Genomic DNA, 17,357 nt, shown 5'->3' with positions numbered 1-17,357 from the left:
TGGCATGGTCAAGACACTTAAAGTCAACTTTTACGGGTGGAGCATACTCGGTGAAATGTTATCATCTGTGAATTTTCTCACACGAATCTGGATCGATTCTTCGGTAAGATTAAATTTTTTCATGGAAATTGATATGTTGAGTATTCATACAAAGTTTCTTATTGTTGATGATATTGCGAATAAGCAGATACAGATTAAGCCTATACTCAAAGATATGGGTTTCCTTAATGTGGATGAGGCGAACGGCGGACAGATTGCGCTACAGAAATTACTATCGGGTGATTTTGATTTCATTATTTCGAACTGGTACATGTCTGCAATGGATGGGTTGACGGTATTACGAAAAATCCGGGCTGTAGAAAAATTAAAAAAAGTGCCAGTGTTGATGGTGGCAGCTGAAGTAAAGAAAAAGGATATTCTCGATGCTGTACAGGCGGGTGCAGATGGCATTCTGACCAGACCATTTACTGCTACTGTGTTGTCGGAAAAACTGGGACTGATAGCCAGAAATCAAAAAAACCAGGTGTCATGAGACTGAATCTGGCCTGGCAATTGACGCGCTGCAGTTAAATGTAATTCTTATACGGCGTAATCAATTTCATTTTTCCCGGTTGTGCTGCTTTGTGCAGAATGAATTTTGTTTTCAAGCCATCGGTTAAACGGTTCGCTGACTTCCGGATGATTGCTCGCCATATCCACAACAGCTTTCAAGTAACCAATTTTGCTGCCACAGTCATAACGCATGCCATCGAAATGATAAGAGAAAACATGTTCCTTTCTGAGTAAACTCGCTATACCATCGGTCAGTTGAATCTCACCGCCAATCCCGGGTGATTGTTTTTTTAATTCTTCGAGAATGGCTGCTGTCAAAATATATCTGCCAACAACAGCCATTGTACTTGGCGCTTCGTCTGGTTGGGGCTTTTCAACAATGTTATTCAATCTGAGTAATCCTGAATGAACTTCTGATCCACTGACGATACCATACAGATTGGTTTGGCTGCGCGTGACATGCTGCACTGCAATAATGCTTTTTTGCAGCCACTGATGCTGCTCAACCATTTGCGCCATGACCGGCTTCTTTGCGATCATAAAGTCATCAGCCAGAATTACAGCGAAGTCATCATCACCAATCAGTTTTTCTGCACACAGTATGGCGTGACCCAAACCCATCGCCCGGTTCTGCCTGACGTACATGCAATGCATGTCATCAGGGGTGACGTTTCGAACGGATTCAAGCAGTTGTTGTTTTTGTGAATACTCCAGTACTGACTCAAGTTCGTAAGCTGTATCAAAATGATCTTCAATAGCCCGTTTTGTACGCCCGGTGACAAAAATCATCTGCCGAATCCCCGCGGCATATGCTTCTTCCACAGCATATTGAATCAGTGGCTTATCTACAACAGGGAGCATTTCTTTGGGTGAAGCCTTGGTTGCCGGGAGAAACCGTGTACCCAGGCCAGCTATTGGAAACACGGCTTTTGTGATCGTTTTGGAAGGTTTGTTACGCATTGGTATGGCTCCTGGAGACTATCAACTAGCTTGGTTTGATATCGTTTGTATTGATTAAATGTCTGGATAAATGATTACCCAATCCAGATTTTAAAAAGCCATCAATACAGCAGTATGCAAGTCTGTATGCTTCCATGTTATCAATCCGAATAAACAGCGGTCATCGATAACTGAGACAAACCTGATTCTACATGGTTATGGTGTTTTCCGAAACGTGACAAATTGTCGCATGTGCAGTCTGCGTACTAATGCTAAACTTATCGATAATACTTTCTCGTTGTACATTGTAATCAGCCAGTGACCCGTGTCGTCATAATTTCTACAGCGCAGTTCGGTTATCATATTGATACATACTATTACTGCAAGTATCTGAAGAACAGATGTCATGTAACCTATATCGGATGGGATCTGGGTTTTTCTCCAATCGACATGGACGGTATACAAGTCATTTCTGTCAGTCGACAGGGCGGCCCTGTCCGTCTTATCCGTTTTCTGAATACTTTCTGGCATCAAACCAGAAATAATAATGACATTGTATTTATTAAATATTTCAAATTTGTGTCATGGATTTTGAGATTGCTGCGTCCTGACAATCCGATGGTTCTTGATATTCGAACGGGCTCAGTGGAAAAAAACAGACTGGTGCGTAAATTTTACGATACTGTCCTGAAAATTGAAGCTTTGTTTTTTAATAACATCACGGTCATATCCGGCGGGCTGTCTAAAAAGCTGGGGCTGGAAAAATCAGCTAAAATTCTGCCACTGGGTGCTGAAACGATTTCTTCGACTGAAAAAGTCTTTAATGACATCAGAATATTGTACGTCGGTACTTTATACAACAGAAATCTGGAAAATGTTATCTACGGATTACAGGAATATTTTGCGCAAACCAAAGCGATTGGGAAAATTATTCTAACAATTGTTGGCGATGGTTCACCTGGCCAGCTTGGTCAACTGATGACCGAAACAGAACGTTGCGGGATCAACGGGGTTGTTGTATTCACCGGCAGGGTGCCGCATGATCAGTTGCAACCATTATTTGATACGCACAATATTGGCTTGTCCTATATTCCGCTGACACCGTATTTTGATGCACAGCCACCTACCAAGACATATGAATACCTTATGTCGGGTATGCCGGTTATCGGAACCAGAACGGCAGCAAATCAACTGATTATCAATTCTGAAAATGGTGTGCTTATTGGGGATTCACCTCATGATGTATGCGCAGGTATCCAAATCATGATACAAAAGATGAACCAGTTTTCTTCTGAAAAAATCAGAAAATCGGTACAGAATTATCAATGGCACAGAATCGTGGATCATCTTTTTACCTACCTATGCGGCATCAGGTGACAAATTGAAAAATACCTTACTGTCACTGAATACCTATAATTACAGGCGTGGCGGGTCTGATGCGGTTTTTTTTGACCACCAGAAACTGTTTCAGGAGCTTGAGTGGAATACGGTGGCCTTTACCATGCGTCACCCGAAAAACGAAGTATCGGAATGGGAGCAATATTTTGTCGATGAATTAGAATTCGGTAATAATTACAGCATATTACAAAAGATAGTTATGGCTGGAAAAGTGATCTATTCGTGGGAAGCCAGTGCAAACCTTAAAAGACTTATTCAGCATGTACGTCCGGATATTGCGCATGCACATTGTATTTATCATCATCTGTCGCCATCGGTTTTGAACGTCCTCAGCGAAGCGGGTATTCCAGCAGTCATGACTGCACATGATTTGAAGCTTGCCTGTCCAGCATATAAGATGCTCAATAAAACAGGTGTTTGTGAGCGCTGTAAAGATGGAAATTTATGGCATGTTGTGAAGAACCGGTGTATTCACGACTCATTGGCGGCAAGCATGCTGGTTAGTGTCGAGTCAAGTGCGCATAAATTGCTCGGATTATATAAAAAGAATCTCGACAAGATTATTACTCCCAGCCAGTTTTATCGAACCAAATTAATCGAATGGGGCTGGCATCCAAACAAACTTGTTTACATTCCGAATTTTATCCACTATCAATCCTACGCGCCGCAATACAAAGCAGGTGAGTATTTCTTGTATTTTGGCCGGCTGGCGCCCGAAAAGGGCGTGGATACACTCATTAAGGCTGCCTTAATGACCGGGGTTAAACTAAAGCTGGCGGGAACAGGGCCAGATGAAAAAAAATTGCACCGACTTGTTCCGGAAGGCTGCAATACAATCGAGTTTCTTGGGTATCGCAGCGGCGATACATTGAAGTCGTTGATACAACATGCCCGTGCTGTCGTGCTGCCGTCTCAATGGTATGAAAATGCGCCGATTAGTATACTCGAGTCATATGCCTGTGGAAAACCTGTAATTGGTTCATGGATAGGCGGCATTCCGGAAATGCTCAAGCCGGGTGAAACGGGTTTCCTGTTTGAAACCGGTAACGTAGCAGCGTTAAGTGAACTGCTGCAAGATTTTGAGTCAATGGCCGACTCTCGATTGGAAGAAATGGGACGTGCCGCTCACAATTTTGCCACGTCTGCATTCACGGTCGACCGTTACCTTGAGAATATGTGCAGCTTGTATCAGTCGCTTGGCGTGAGGTTTCTGAATTGATATGTCATGAATGTTTGCGAGATATTGTTTATTGATTCTCTGTTGCGGATTTGTTCTGGTTGCTTTCGGCCAGAGCCAGTTGCCATTTCCAGGCCGTTTTCATCATGTCGAGCAGATCATGCTGAGGTGTCCATTTAAGTAGTTGAACCGCTTTTGTTGCATCGGCCCAGATTTGTTCGACATCTCCTGTTCTTCGAGTGCCTATAACGTAGGGTAAAGCTATTCCGCTGGCTTGCTCAAAAGTTTTTATGACTTCGAGTACACTATGTCCCTTGCCGGTACCCAGGTTAAAAATCTCGTAATCCTGATTCATCCTGAATGCGTAGTCCAGGGATTTGACATGCGCCTTGGCCAAGTCTACTACATGAATATAGTCGCGTATGTTGGTTCCGTCAGCTGTATTATAATCATTGCCGAATACAGTCAGTTTCTCCCTGATTCCTGCAGCGGTCTGGGTGATATACGGAACCAGGTTGTCCGGCACTCCGAGCGGCAGTTCACCGATGCTTGCGGATGGATGCGCGCCTACAGGATTGAAATAACGTAAAATGATTCCCTTGAAGCCGCTGTATCTGCACAGGTCTTTCAGAATCTGCTCGCACACCAATTTGGTCGTTCCGTAGGGAGAAATGGCCTCGGTTACCGGATGAGTCTCACTGATCGGCGAATGACCGGTATCACCGTATACGGTGCAACTGGAAGAGAATACGAGGGTCTTGACATGAAATTGATGCATGATTCTTTGTAAGCTGATCATGCCATCGATGTTATTCCGGTAGTATTTGAAAGGTTTCTGAACAGATTCGCCAACGGCTTTATGTGCAGCAAAATGGATGACTCCGTCAATCACTTCCTTCTTAAATAGAGCAGAAAGTGATATATCATCATTAATATCGGCAATATACAGTTTGACAGGCTGGCCGGTGATGGAAGTAATTCGTTCTGTAACTTCCCGAATGGAATTCGACAGATTGTCAACTACAATCACATTGTAGTTGCTTTCCTGCAGTTCGACGACGGTGTGACTGCCAATATACCCCAATCCGCCTGTTACTAAAATGGTCTTCTTCATACTGTTTTTATTTCAAGTGATCTGTACCAGGATTATATGTTGAAAAATCGTTGGTTATTTGAAGAAAAAGTATGCATGATCATGCTGTTTTGTTGACATGGGAAAGACTTTGAAGTCGGGCGCAGTGTACCAGTGCGTATTATTATTTAACTGTATCGCGATCGGTGTATTTGGGCGATAATGCTTTACCAGCTCAAAGCGGCGAGGCTTTCTCCTGATAATGATTGGTTCAGATGTGCATCAGCCAGATCAGCATTGAAATTGACCACGGTTTGCAAATCATTGCATATGCTGTACGGTGAAGCGGGCAAGTTACAAAATTTGATACTACACAATTACTGGCCAAGAGCCTTGCAAGATATTCTAACATTCCTTACAGTATTGCAGACAGGGCGTTTGCTAGTACACTGTAAACCAAAGGACGGGAATGTGTTTGTAAACCGGTTTTGAACTTCAAAATAGTGTTAAAACTATTTAAATAACAATGGAGTGTTAAATATGACAAAAATATGGATTCTTTCCGCAAATAGCGGTAACGCCAAACTTTTTTCAGCAGACTCACCCATTGGGCCTTTAACTGAAATTGAGACTTTCGATAACCCGGCTGCCCGGATAAAGCAGTCTGACCTGACTTCGGACCGCCCGGGACGCAGTTTTGACAGTCATGGCGAAGGACGGCATGCGATGGAGGTTGATGTCAGTCCACAGGAACAAGAGCAGATCCGTTTTGCAAAATTGCTTGCCGATCGCCTTGAGCAGGGCCGTTTAACGAAAAAATTCGATCGGTTTGTCATAGTTGCGGCACCTGCGTTTCTAGGGTTGTTGCGAGCCAATCTCAGCGCGGCCTTGACCACACAGATGTCTTTGGAAATAGATAAGGATTATACTGCGATGAAAACCGACGAATTACGTACTCGTCTGCCGGAGCGCCTTTGATTGCTTCCAGGCAGGATTAAAGGAGAACACATGCAGATTCAAATTAATACCGATCGTAACATTGAAGGCCGAGAAGTTTTGTCAAATCATGTTATGGCCATGGTTGAGCATGGACTGGACCGATTTAGTGAACAGCTTACTCGCGTTGAAGTGCACATCAGCGATGAAAACAGTGAAAAGGGAGGAAGCAATGATAAGCGTTGCGTGATAGAAGCTCGCATCGAAAACCGGCAACCCGTTGCAGTAACTCATCAGGATGCAGACCTGGATGCAGCCGTACGCGGTGCCGTCGACAAGCTTAAAAATATGATGAGCAGCATGCTTGGGAAACAGAAAAACAAATAATCGTACGCACCTGCGAACGTAGCGGAATGCTCGATGAATTAACGATAAATGTCAGGATGAATCCCTTTTTTCAATACGCTGATCGCCTCTTCCCGGCTGCTGACGATTTGTTTGTGCGGGCAAAACAGATTTTTTGATAATTCACGTTGAGCGTAAAACTGTCTGACAAAATCAAGTGACTGCCATTCCGATAATCTGGGTTCCACCCAGGTATGGTCGTCTCTACCAATAGCATACAGTTTTCTTTCATTGGTAATGCAGCGAATACCTTCATAGCTGATATTCATAGCGCCTGCTGAGGAACGAGTAACCAATGTATAGCGAATCACTCCATCCTGGCCGATAAGGATTGAATCAGGATCTATGGCATGACTGTAATCGGTTGTCGGCCCTGCATCAAATTCAATCAGATTTTTTAAATCTGGGTAGGCTGGAAGCTGGGTAAGCTGCTCAATCCATGTTTTCTCACCATCGAATTCGTCTTTGAACTCTTTTTTTGCAGCGCAGGAAACCAGCAGTATTAAAACAATTGCCAGAACAGTCCATGTTGCCGGTTGTCCAGGATTGTTCATTACTGGTCGATAAGGTCGTTGGTCAGCGAAGTACGGATTTGCTCGTCTATGGTATCTATAACCGCCCGGTATGCCGGATGATCAACACCTATGGATAGATTGCCGCGTTGATGCAGTGCGCGGATCATGTCGTGTGACAGCTCAAATCTGAGAAAATGTACGGATGATGTTTTCTCAGTATTTTCTCGGTCAAGATCTTCGTCTGCAATTGCGTAAACTGACGGATAATCATCAATTCTTACCCAGACTTTGTCTTCTATTCCGACCATTTTTGCAAGTTGGGCGGCCCGTTCGGCAGGATCCGGGTATTCTATCATCATGGTCGCCTTCCAGTTGGTACCGTCTGGTATTAACGGAAGATAGGTGTCAAGTTCATGAATGATTTCGTTATCCTGAAAAATACGTTCAACGAGCAACATTTCCTGTATTTGGTAACGGATAGTGATATCGTCTTCAAATATCAGGGTAATATGACTGCCAAGCTGCACTTTTCGCGTTTTTTTGTGCGCCATGACTTCGCTGCGTTTCTGATTTCGTACTTTGGCGTAATCTTCCAGTGTTAACAAACTGTCACGGGTAATTTTTTTCATTTCATCTAGTCGGTCTTAGAGTTGACTGATTGATTGGATAAATCGGATTGCTGGTTGTCTTCAGGATAGCCTTCATAGGCTATACGCAGTAGAGAAAGCGGGTGAAGTTTTTTTGCTGAATTTTCGGATCCCATACCCTGCTCAATGTGTCGCGCAGCAATCGGACAGTCCGAGCTGATGTAATCCGGTTGATTGGTGGCCATTTGGCGAAAAACCGGGCGTCCGATTTTCATCGAATCAGTAAAATGCTCGCTTTTGACGCCCCAGGTGCCGTCATGGCCGGAACAGCGCTCAACAACATTGATCTCGGTGCCGGGAATCAGTTGTAAAACATCGCGTGTTTTTTTGCCGATATTTTGTACCCGCTGGTGGCAGGGTATATGATAGGCAACCTTACCCAGCGGTGTTTTAAAGTCTGTTTTCAACAGTTCATCCTGATTTCTTAACACGAAATATTCGAACGGATCAAACATGGCGGCAGCTACGGTATGAACGGCTTCGTCATCCGGAAATAACAGCGGCAATTCCTGCTTGTACATCAGGATGCAGGACGGTATTGCAGATAGAATGGCGAATCCATCCTGGGCCAGTTTCAACAATTGCGGAATATTCTCGTTTTTCAGTGTTTCTACCGACTCCAGATCACCAAGTTCCAGTTTTGGCATGCCGCAACACGATTCTTTTGACACCAGTATCGTTGGAATTTCGTTATGCTCCAGTATTTTCAGCAAATCATGCCCAATACCGGGTTCATTATAATTGACATAACAGGTGGCGTAGATAGCTACTTTGCCATGTGTGCGCTCACCGTCTTTGACCGTGAAGCGATTATCGGTTCGAGCATTTGAGCGGAATTTTTTGGCGGTATATTCAGGTAGAACACGGTCGGCATGTATCCCCAGAGTGGTGTCCATTAATTTGCGCACTGCTGATGATTTATTCAGTGTATTGATGCTCTGAGCAATTCCCGGTGTCGCAGCAATTTTTCCGACCTGGTCTGTGTTTGATAACAATCGGTCACGGAAGCCGGCGCCTTTGTTTTTGAATTGAACAGCCTTGCTGCGAAGCATTAAATGCGGGAAATCTACATTCCATTCATGTGGCGGTACATAGGGGCATTTGGTCATGAAACACATGTCGCACAAGAAACAGCGGTCAACAACTTCCCAGAATTTGCTTTTTTCTACGCCATCAAGTTCACCGGTGGTGCCTTCGTCAATCAAATCGAATAAACGCGGAAATGCAGTGCACAGATTGACACAGCGCCGACATCCATGACAGATGTCAAAGATGCGCTCCATTTCATTCTGAAGACTCTCTTCATTGTAGAACTCAATTTTTTTCCAATCAATCGGATAGCGTGTGGGTGCTTCCAGACTGCCTTCGCGAGTAGCCATAGTGTAATCGATATAAAAAACAGAATGTATTACCGGGCGGATGAAATTATTCGCCTGAGGTGATTATTTCCATCCGCTGTGTATTACAGGAAAACTTGCCTTTACAGCAATACAATCTGTTTTACAGATTAATCGGTCAGACTGTCGAGTGCGCGCTGGAAGCGATTGGCGTGCGAGCGTTCGGCTTTTGCCAGCGTTTCAAACCAGTCGGCGATTTCATCAAAACCTTCATCACGTGCAGTTTTTGCCATTCCAGGATACATGTCGGTATATTCATGGGTCTCTCCGGCAATAGCAGTTTTCAGGTTATCACGTGTCGCGCCGAAAACCAGACCAGTAGCCGGATCACCGCATGATTCCAGATATTCCAGGTGACCATGAGCGTGTCCCGTCTCACCCTCGGCAGTTGAACGAAATACTGTTGCGACATCATTTTGTCCCTCGACATCGGCCTTGGCGGCAAAATACAAATAGCGGCGATTTGCCTGAGATTCTCCAGCAAAGGCTGCTTTTAGATTACTTTCGGTTTTGGATCCTTTGAGTTCCATCGTTTTATCTCCTTTGTAACGTAACGCGTTTCACAATATCTACTTGTAATAATTATTATGATCGGAATTATGCATCATTCTGACATAAACGCCAGCATCAATGATAGCCGATTCGGTTATTTTTTGAATGCTGGATTCGTTTTGGAAGCGAGACTATCGAAGCAGTTTATGCTTGTCAAGGTTGCCGGCCAGACATTTGCTGGTGATAACATGTAAGTTGTTAACCGGGTTTGCCGTCGATACGCGGGCGCCAGTAAATCGGTATGTAGCGAATGGCCCATAAACTGAAGCATGTTAACCATATCAGCCCCGCAATCAGATACAGTATCGGTGCAAACTGGGATACTGGAGGAATCAGTTCTGGCAGTATTCTGACCACTGCGGTTGCCTGAAAACCTATGAACAGTTGCCATGTAAAATGATCCAGTACCAAGGGCCGGCCTGAGTGTCCGATTGTGACACGTGATGCCATGCCCAGTACCATGCTGGCAAAATAGCCTATAGCCAAGGCGTGCAGCGGTGCCATTCCCAAGTGCCACGTGCTGGCATTGTTCTGCATGAAGATAAAACTTTGCAGACCAAACAGCAGCATTGAAATACTGAGCCAGGCAAAAGCAATGTGCAACACAGCCAGCAGGCCGATCTGAAAGCTGCGCAGCAATCCCCAGCGGATGGACAAGAACAGGGCGCAGGTTGCCAGGGGCAGGTCTGCCAGCCACAGGTACTGGATCATGCCCGCCAGTTGCAACAGACCATGCATGATAGTGCACGTCAGCATGATCCAGAGTACCCAGTACGGTTTGAAGACAACATAATTATCCAGCACCCGGCTGGAAAAAAATGGAATCATACGGTGCGAAACGGCCAGCAAAATCGGCATCAAAAAAAACCAGATGCCTGCCTGGCGTGAAAAATCCAGGAAAAACAGACTGTCAGTAAGTAACCACAACAGATAAGCTGCAATACCCAGACAACCCATCAATAAGGCGATGCTGGTTACAGCAGCATGGCGCCTGTCTTGATCTTTAGCCTGAATAAGAATGTTCTGCAATGATCTGAATGCATTGATAAATCCACCCAGAATAACGGCAACGCCTGCTATGCTAATCCATTTTTCATGGAAAAGCCCTGTATAAAACAATGCGACACCAGCAATCATAAGCATGCATGTCGTCATGTAGACGTGTTTGGTGATTTTTTTTCCGTTCATCCAGTTCGGATAAGTTGTGAACAGAAAACCAAAAATAAAAAACGGAAAAAAACAATAAATCATCAAAAATGCGTGTGCCCAGGTTGGCGTGATGCTCCAGGCTGTACTTGCACCAAATATTGCATATCTTCCCGCCAGGTCGTATACCCACCATATCAGGGTAAAAATACCTTGTAGTGCGCCTGCTAAAAAAAGACTGCGATGCGGCGCTGCCGAAATGTGATGCCATAAATTAGTGAGCATTCGGAATCCTTTATAACGAATTTGATATAATATAGTTAATTTAACAGATGTTAGCTGTCAGCTGTCAGATTACTGGTCGTTTGTTAAGTCCTGCTGATGCTGATTGTTGATACGAATTGAATTACACCTCCTGTCCTATTACTGCACTATATAAAATTCAACATGCTCGATATTGATTTGCACAGTCATTCAAATGTTTCTGATGGCGTTCTGACACCTGCCCAACTTGTTGACCGGGCTGCTCAGCGTGGCGTAAAGATGCTGGCGCTGACGGACCATGATGATGTTGCCGGATTAGACGAAGCCCGTTGTGCTGCAGCGGAAAAAAATATCACATTTATAAATGGTGTGGAAATCTCTGTCAGCTGGCGTGGCCGGACCATACATATTCTGGGACTGAATGTTGATCCAGAATATCAACCGCTTTATGAGGGTCTGGCCGCCATTCGTTCCGGCCGCACGCAACGGGCTCAAAACATTGCTGCCGAACTGGAGAAAGCCGGTATTACCGGCAGTCTCGAAGGTGCCTATGCCTTTGTTGGTGAGCGTGGCCTGATCGGTCGGACACATTTTGGACGTTTTTTGGTCGAGAAGGGATACGCCAAGGATATGAAATCGGTATTCAAGAAATATCTGGTCAAGGGGAAACCAGGTTATGCCCATCATGAATGGGCCGCACTCAGCCAGACAATTGCGTGGATAACCGGAAGTGGCGGCAATGCCGTAATCGCACACCCGGCCCGATATAATTTAGGAAAGAATGTGTTAAATGATTTGCTCGATGAGTTTTCAGCTCTGGGCGGCTCCGCTATCGAAGTGATCAGCGCCAGCCATACTCCTCAACAAGTGGAGATTTTTGCAGCACATGCAAAACGCAGAAATTTGCTGATATCATGCGGGTCCGATTTTCATGGACCGGGCGAAAGTTTTTTTGATTTAGGCCGTTTGCCGGAACTGCCATCCGGATGCGTACCGGTATGGCATGACTGGAATGCATTTTAAACAACGGGCGTACTGCTAAAATGATGTATCAGGCAGCATGCTTGCGCAACATCCAAACGACAGTTCACATATTAATTGACTGACAATCATTTGGTATAATCACTCGCTATGGCTCAATTTTTCACGATTCATACAGAAAACCCACACTTACGATTGATCAAGCAGGCCGTGAATATCGTGCGTAATGGTGGTGTTATTGTTTATCCAACGGATTCTTGTTATGCACTGGGTTGCCAGATCGGTGATAAAAACGCAATGTCACGGATACGGACGATTCGTCAGGTGGATGAAAAGCATCACTTTACGCTGGTATGCCGGAATCTGGCAGAAATTTCGTTGTACGCCAGGGTAGATAATGCCCAGTACCGTTTACTGAAGGCCAATACACCCGGCAGCTACACATTTATTTTGCTGGCCAGTAAGGAAATCCCGCGCCGCCTCCAGCACCCCAAGCGTTATACTATTGGTTTGCGCATTCCAGATCATCCAGTCGCCCTGGCATTGCTGGAGGAAATGGGTGAACCTTTGTTAAGTTCAACATTGGTGCTGCCAGGCGACGAATTGCCTATGAATGATGCAGAATCTATCAGACAGCGTCTGGAGCAACAAATCGATCTGGTGATGGATGCCGGATCCTGTGGTCTGGAGATGACCACTGTTATTGACCTGACAGATGATGTGCCGATGCTTGTCAGGGCGGGTAAAGGCAGCCTTGATCCTTTCGGAATAGAACATGGATCTTGATGGCATTGTACAGGGAATTGCCATATACGCTTTACCGGTTATATTTGCCATTACCATGCATGAGGCTGCACACGGTTATGTAGCCAGGTATTTCGGCGATTTTACTGCATTCAACCAGGGTAGAATCAGTCTTAATCCGGTAAAGCATATAGATCCGGTCGGCACGATTCTGGTGCCAGCAACACTGTTTATTGTCAGTAAATTAACCATGGGAGCAGGTTTTCTATTTGGCTGGGCCAAACCGGTACCTGTCAACTTCGCCAACCTGCGCAAGCCCAAACAGGACATGTTATGGGTTGCGGTTGCCGGACCAGGGGCCAATCTGATGATGGCTGTTTTTTGGGCACTGATCATAAAGCTTGCCATCATTCTGCCTGTCAGTGATTTTACCGGTCCCCTGTTATTAATGGGCAGGGCGGGTATTGAAATCAATGTGATATTGATGGTGTTAAATCTGTTACCGCTGCCACCACTTGATGGTGGACGTATGGCTATGAGCCTGCTTCCTCATCAAATTGCCAGTCACTTCGCTAAAATCGAACCTTACGGCTTTATGATTTTGCTGGTTTTATTGATCAGTGGAATTCTTGGCTTAATTGTCTGGCCGTTAATAACACTCATCAAGTTAATGATGGTTTCTTTTTTTGGACTCTACGTTTAATCGATTTTTTCAGTGTCCAGAAACTTTCCATTTATTTAATGAACCGAAGATTCATACTATCTGAAATTAGGACATAACATATGTTTGCTGATCGTGTTTTATCGGGGATGCGTCCAACAGGTAATTTGCATTTGGGGCATTATCATGGTGTATTAAAAAACTGGGTTGAATTGCAGCAAAAGTATGAGTGCCTGTTTTTCGTGGCCGACTGGCACGCGTTGACGACTCATTACGATTCTCCAGAAATTATTGAGAAGAATGCTACTGATATGGTGATTGACTGGCTCGCAGCTGGTATTGATCCATCCAAAGCAGTTTTGTTCATTCAATCAAAAGTGCCGGCACATGCTGAATTGTTTCTATTACTGTCAATGATGACGCCACTGGGCTGGCTTGAACGCGTGCCCACCTACAAGGATCAGCAGGAGAAATTGACTGAAAAGGACCTGAGCACTTATGGCTTTCTCGGTTACCCATTGCTGCAAAGTGCGGATATTCTGATTTATCGCGCAAATCGTGTGCCGGTTGGCGAAGATCAGGCGCCTCACATTGAGTTTACTCGAGAAATTTGCCGCCGGTTCAATCATCTTTATGGCAAGCAATCAGGTTTTGAAGAAAAAGCAGAGGCAGCTATCAAAAAGCTGGGATCTAAAAAATCAAAGTTGTATAGAGAGCTGCGCAACCGGTACCAGGAACAAGGTATCGAAAGTGCTCTGGAAGAGGGCAAATCATTGCTGAATACCCAGCAGAATCTGAGTATGGGGGACAAAGAACGCTTGTTTGGGTATCTCGAAGGCGGTGGAAAAATGATTCTATGCGAGCCCGAGACACTGTTGACAAAAGCTTCGCGTATGCCTGGACTAGATGGTCAGAAAATGTCCAAATCGTATAACAATACGATTAGTCTGCGAGAAGATCCTGAAAGTATACGAAAAAAAATTCGTACCATGCCAACCGATCCGGCGCGTGTGCGGCGGTCTGATCCTGGTAATCCGGCAGTTTGCCCGGTCTGGCAGTTTCACTTGATTTATTCGGATGACGAGACATGCAAATGGGTTCAACATGGTTGTACCAGCGCAGAAATCGGGTGTCTTGATTGTAAAGGGCCAGTGATTGAAAAAGTGCTGGCTGAACTAGAACCCATGCGAGAACGTGCCCGTATTTACGAGGAAGATCCCGTGTTGGTTCGCAATATTATTGCCGATGGTTGTGAAAAAGCAAATCAGCTTGCAGAAGAAACGATGCGTGATATTCGCTCAGCCATCGGGCTTAATTACTCCTGAAATTGTAATAAGTCATGACTTCAGCAGCGGATTCGGTAATCCATGAGTCCTTGAACCAATCTGAAGCAGAGCCTATCGCAACGATCTGCGGCGAGCCTTTGATGGAGCTTCCCAGGGATTTATATATTCCGCCTGATGCGTTGAAAGTGTTTTTGGATACATTTCAAGGGCCGCTCGATCTGCTGCTTTACCTGATTCGCAAGCATAATCTTGATATTCTTGATATACCGATGGTGCAGCTAACACAGCAGTATATGGCATATGTTGAGTTGATGGAGGTGGAACAGCTTGAACTGGCAGCGGAATATCTACTGATGACAGCCTTGTTGATCGAAATAAAATCGCGTATGTTGCTGCCGGTTCCAGTTAGCGGAGATGAAGAGGATGTCGATCCACGAGCTGAGTTGGTTGAACGGTTGCTGAAGTATGAGCAGATTAAATTGGCGGCAATACGTTTAAATGATTTACCCCTGGCGGGTCGTGATTTCTCAACTGTGCAGGTCTGGATGGATGAGTGTGTTCCCGATCAACTGCCGGGTGTCTCTGTCGATGATCTTCGCCAGATCTGGCTGACACTGCTGGCAAGAGCCCGTATCAACAGACATCATCGAATTATCCGTGAGAAGCTTTCAGTAAGAGCTTATATGAGTCAGGTCCTCAGAGATCTGCAGCAGCGCGGACAAACGGCGTTTTATGATTTGTTCAGTCCGACAGCAACTGTTGCTGAAGTAATTGTGACTTTCCTTGCAATACTCGAGCTTGCCAAGGAAATGCTGGTTGAAATAACGCAACCTGAAACCCTTGGGGCTATATATGTCAGATCGGCCGATTCAATTTAATCGTTCTGATCCCGATGATGGTAAACCGATTGTATCTGCATCGAATGCTTTGATGCCACAACAGATCAAGCAGGTGATTGAGACAGCACTGCTTGCTGCGCAAGAGCCCCTGTCAACAGCCATGCTGAAAAAACTGTTCGATAGCCAGGTTGAATCGAAACAAATAAGCAGCTATCTAGAGGAGATACGCAAAGACTGGACAGACAAAGGTATCGAGCTAGTGCGTGTTGCCAGTGGGTGGCGGTTCCAGGTTACAGCGGAAATGCAGCCTTTTCTGAATCGTTTGAATCCGCCCAAAACGCCCCGCTATTCTCGTGCAGTAATGGAGACGCTGGCAATTATTGCTTATTATCAACCGGTCACGCGTGGTGATATCGAAGAAATCAGGGGTATCAGTGTCTCGTCATCCATCCTGAAGACATTGACGGCGCGCGGCTGGGTTGATCAAGTCGGCCATCGGAACGTGCCCGGTAAGCCGGCGTTACTTGCAACTACACAACAGTTTCTGAATGATCTGGGTATACGTGCCCTGGAGGAACTTCCACCGCTAGAGGAGCTCGGAACGTTGATCGATACAGAAGTGAATAGCATAGAAGAATCAGAAGTGGAATCTTCAACGAATGAATAACACCCGCCTGAATAACTTTAGAGATTCGTACTTGTCAAGCAGGTCTGGAATGCCTTTTGGTATCGTCTGAGATTGTTTGATACAAAATTATCGATACATTGATGACATGTGTTAAGAATTAATGATTCCGCTGGCCCTGCATAAAATAGCGTCCAGTTTTATACTGCAGTACTGGTGTTTTTCGCATTGCGATGATTATCAATCAGCGCCTGGCTCAAGTGAGGCTGGATGACCTGCAGCAGCTGTGCAAACACTTTAGGATTGCCGGCGAGGATCTGACCGCTTTCCAGGTAGGAATCATTACCTTCCAGATCGCCAACTAATCCACCGGCTTCCTGTATCAACAGACAACCTGCGGCCATATCCCAAGGAGCCAATCCGATTTCCCAGAAACCATCGTAACGACCAGCGGCCACGTAAGACAGATCCAGTGATGCCGAGCCTGGACGGCGAATACCCGCAACACGTGGAATAATATCTTTAAACATTTTTAGATAGGCTTCTAAATGTGTCAGATCTCTGAATGGAATGCCAGTGCCGATCAAACAGTCTTCAAGGCGTGTACGTTTACTGACACGTAAACGTTGATTATTCAGATACGCGCCGCCGCCCCTGCTGGCAGTAAACAGTTCATTATTATTCGGGTTATATACCACTGCTTTATTGAGTAAACCTTTATGTTTTAATGCAATTGAAACCGCATACTGAGGTAAACCGTGCAGAAAATTTGTGGTGCCGTCCAGTGGATCTATGATCCACTGGTATTCGGCTTGAGCCATATCCCCACGTACCCCGCTTTCCTCAGCAAGAATGGCATGATTCGGATACGCGTCATGTAGTATTTTAATGATGGCCTCTTCAGCGGCACCATCGACCTCACTGACATAATCGCTGCGGGATTTTTTGGAAATATTCAATAAATCCAGGTTTCTAGAAGCCTGGTTAATGATATCGCCAGCTCGTCGTGCGGCTTTGATCGCAATATTCAACATTGGATGCATGGTATTTCTAATTTTATCGTTCAGGAAAAACCTGACATTCTAATATGAATCAGCCGTGATCAGGCAGAAAAGTGTACAGACTGCCGCGCTGAAATTGAAAGGCTATGCATACCTGATTACATAAGTTTGCCCGGCAATTGTCGATGAATACTTAATTTCTGTGTGTTTTGTCCGTACA

At 45.1% G+C, this 17,357-nt stretch carries 19 protein-coding genes; 11 read left to right on the top strand and 8 right to left on the bottom strand.

Translation table 11 applies throughout. The features are described 5' to 3' along the window. The first annotated feature begins 4 nt into the window (after positions 1 to 4). Positions 5 to 532 carry a response regulator gene (locus BMX44_RS07530; protein ID WP_342708030.1) on the top strand — a complete coding sequence of 176 codons (528 nt, stop codon included), beginning with the start codon at positions 5 to 7 and terminating at the stop codon, positions 530 to 532. A gap of 47 nt (positions 533 to 579) precedes the next feature. Here BMX44_RS07530 and galU read toward each other — a convergent pair whose 3' ends face one another. Next, a complete protein-coding gene (gene galU / locus BMX44_RS07525; protein ID WP_090630625.1) occupies positions 580 to 1,512 on the bottom strand; it encodes a UTP--glucose-1-phosphate uridylyltransferase GalU in 933 nt (310 codons plus the stop codon). A gap of 297 nt (positions 1,513 to 1,809) precedes the next feature. Between galU and BMX44_RS07520 the strand changes: the two genes are divergently transcribed. Further along, positions 1,810 to 2,868: a glycosyltransferase gene (locus tag BMX44_RS07520; protein WP_090630622.1), complete on the top strand. Its 1,059-nt coding sequence runs from the start codon at positions 1,810 to 1,812 to the stop codon at positions 2,866 to 2,868. 4 nt (positions 2,869 to 2,872) lie between these two features. Then, a complete protein-coding gene (locus BMX44_RS07515) occupies positions 2,873 to 4,108 on the top strand; it encodes a glycosyltransferase family 4 protein (RefSeq protein WP_090630619.1) in 1,236 nt (411 codons plus the stop codon). A 28-nt stretch (positions 4,109 to 4,136) separates the two neighbouring features. On the opposite strand, the gene galE is transcribed toward BMX44_RS07515, so the two are convergent. Further along, positions 4,137 to 5,180 carry a UDP-glucose 4-epimerase GalE gene (gene galE / locus BMX44_RS07510; RefSeq protein WP_090630616.1) on the bottom strand — a complete coding sequence of 348 codons (1,044 nt, stop codon included), beginning with the start codon at positions 5,178 to 5,180 and terminating at the stop codon, positions 4,137 to 4,139. Between the two features lie 498 nt (positions 5,181 to 5,678). Between galE and BMX44_RS07505 the strand changes: the two genes are divergently transcribed. Both BMX44_RS07505 and BMX44_RS07500 read left to right on the top strand, forming a co-directional pair. Next, positions 5,679 to 6,116, top strand: a complete 438-nt coding sequence (locus BMX44_RS07505) for a host attachment protein (protein WP_090630615.1) — start codon at positions 5,679 to 5,681, stop codon at positions 6,114 to 6,116. Between the two features lie 30 nt (positions 6,117 to 6,146). Continuing rightward, the gene (locus BMX44_RS07500) at positions 6,147 to 6,461 is read left to right on the top strand and encodes an HPF/RaiA family ribosome-associated protein (RefSeq protein WP_090630613.1); all 315 of its coding nucleotides are present in this window, start codon (positions 6,147 to 6,149) and stop codon (positions 6,459 to 6,461) included. A 38-nt stretch (positions 6,462 to 6,499) separates the two neighbouring features. Here the strand turns inward: BMX44_RS07500 and BMX44_RS07495 are convergent, their stop codons facing one another. The 5 genes from BMX44_RS07495 to BMX44_RS07475 form a co-directional block, all read right to left on the bottom strand. Next, the gene (locus BMX44_RS07495; protein ID WP_090630609.1) at positions 6,500 to 7,033 is read right to left on the bottom strand and encodes a CNP1-like family protein; all 534 of its coding nucleotides are present in this window, start codon (positions 7,031 to 7,033) and stop codon (positions 6,500 to 6,502) included. Next, positions 7,033 to 7,623, bottom strand: coding sequence for a DUF3501 family protein (locus BMX44_RS07490; RefSeq protein WP_090630606.1), 591 nt, complete (start codon positions 7,621 to 7,623; stop codon positions 7,033 to 7,035). Before BMX44_RS07490 ends, BMX44_RS07495 begins: the two co-directional genes overlap by 1 nt. A 5-nt stretch (positions 7,624 to 7,628) precedes the next feature. Continuing rightward, the gene (locus tag BMX44_RS07485; RefSeq protein WP_090630603.1) at positions 7,629 to 9,020 is read right to left on the bottom strand and encodes a heterodisulfide reductase-related iron-sulfur binding cluster; all 1,392 of its coding nucleotides are present in this window, start codon (positions 9,018 to 9,020) and stop codon (positions 7,629 to 7,631) included. A gap of 128 nt (positions 9,021 to 9,148) precedes the next feature. Further along, positions 9,149 to 9,568, bottom strand: a complete 420-nt coding sequence (locus BMX44_RS07480) for a rubrerythrin family protein (protein ID WP_090630599.1) — start codon at positions 9,566 to 9,568, stop codon at positions 9,149 to 9,151. Between the two features lie 220 nt (positions 9,569 to 9,788). Next, the gene (locus tag BMX44_RS07475; RefSeq protein ID WP_090630596.1) at positions 9,789 to 11,021 is read right to left on the bottom strand and encodes an NnrS family protein; all 1,233 of its coding nucleotides are present in this window, start codon (positions 11,019 to 11,021) and stop codon (positions 9,789 to 9,791) included. 162 nt (positions 11,022 to 11,183) lie between these two features. Here BMX44_RS07475 and BMX44_RS07470 point away from each other — a divergent pair, with 162 nt between their 5' ends. From BMX44_RS07470 to scpB, 6 genes are all read left to right on the top strand, one after another. Continuing rightward, on the top strand, positions 11,184 to 12,023 hold the full coding sequence (locus tag BMX44_RS07470) for a 3',5'-nucleoside bisphosphate phosphatase (protein ID WP_090630593.1): 840 nt from the start codon (positions 11,184 to 11,186) through the stop codon (positions 12,021 to 12,023). 108 nt (positions 12,024 to 12,131) lie between these two features. Next, on the top strand, positions 12,132 to 12,767 hold the full coding sequence (locus tag BMX44_RS07465; RefSeq protein ID WP_090630590.1) for an L-threonylcarbamoyladenylate synthase: 636 nt from the start codon (positions 12,132 to 12,134) through the stop codon (positions 12,765 to 12,767). Further along, complete coding sequence (locus tag BMX44_RS07460; RefSeq protein WP_090630587.1) at positions 12,757 to 13,428, top strand: site-2 protease family protein; 672 nt, start codon at positions 12,757 to 12,759, stop codon at positions 13,426 to 13,428. The genes BMX44_RS07465 and BMX44_RS07460 overlap by 11 nt, the downstream gene beginning before the upstream one ends. 80 nt (positions 13,429 to 13,508) lie before the next feature. Then, positions 13,509 to 14,711: a tryptophan--tRNA ligase gene (locus tag BMX44_RS07455; protein WP_090630584.1), complete on the top strand. Its 1,203-nt coding sequence runs from the start codon at positions 13,509 to 13,511 to the stop codon at positions 14,709 to 14,711. Positions 14,712 to 14,725: 14 nt separating this feature from the next. Further along, a complete protein-coding gene (locus BMX44_RS07450) occupies positions 14,726 to 15,550 on the top strand; it encodes a segregation and condensation protein A (protein ID WP_090630581.1) in 825 nt (274 codons plus the stop codon). A 52-nt stretch (positions 15,551 to 15,602) separates the two neighbouring features. Further along, a complete protein-coding gene (scpB, locus tag BMX44_RS07445; RefSeq protein WP_090630791.1) occupies positions 15,603 to 16,178 on the top strand; it encodes an SMC-Scp complex subunit ScpB in 576 nt (191 codons plus the stop codon). Positions 16,179 to 16,336: 158 nt separating this feature from the next. Here the strand turns inward: scpB and BMX44_RS07440 are convergent, their stop codons facing one another. Continuing rightward, complete coding sequence (locus BMX44_RS07440; protein WP_090630579.1) at positions 16,337 to 17,179, bottom strand: inositol monophosphatase family protein; 843 nt, start codon at positions 17,177 to 17,179, stop codon at positions 16,337 to 16,339. Between the last annotated feature and the right edge of the window lie 178 nt (positions 17,180 to 17,357).

This window comes from Nitrosomonas marina (assembly GCF_900110145.1).
In the GTDB taxonomy this organism is placed as follows: Bacteria; Pseudomonadota; Gammaproteobacteria; order Burkholderiales; family Nitrosomonadaceae; genus Nitrosomonas; species Nitrosomonas marina.
Note: the sequence above shows the minus strand (reverse complement) of the source record. Positions and strands in the feature narration are given on the sequence as shown.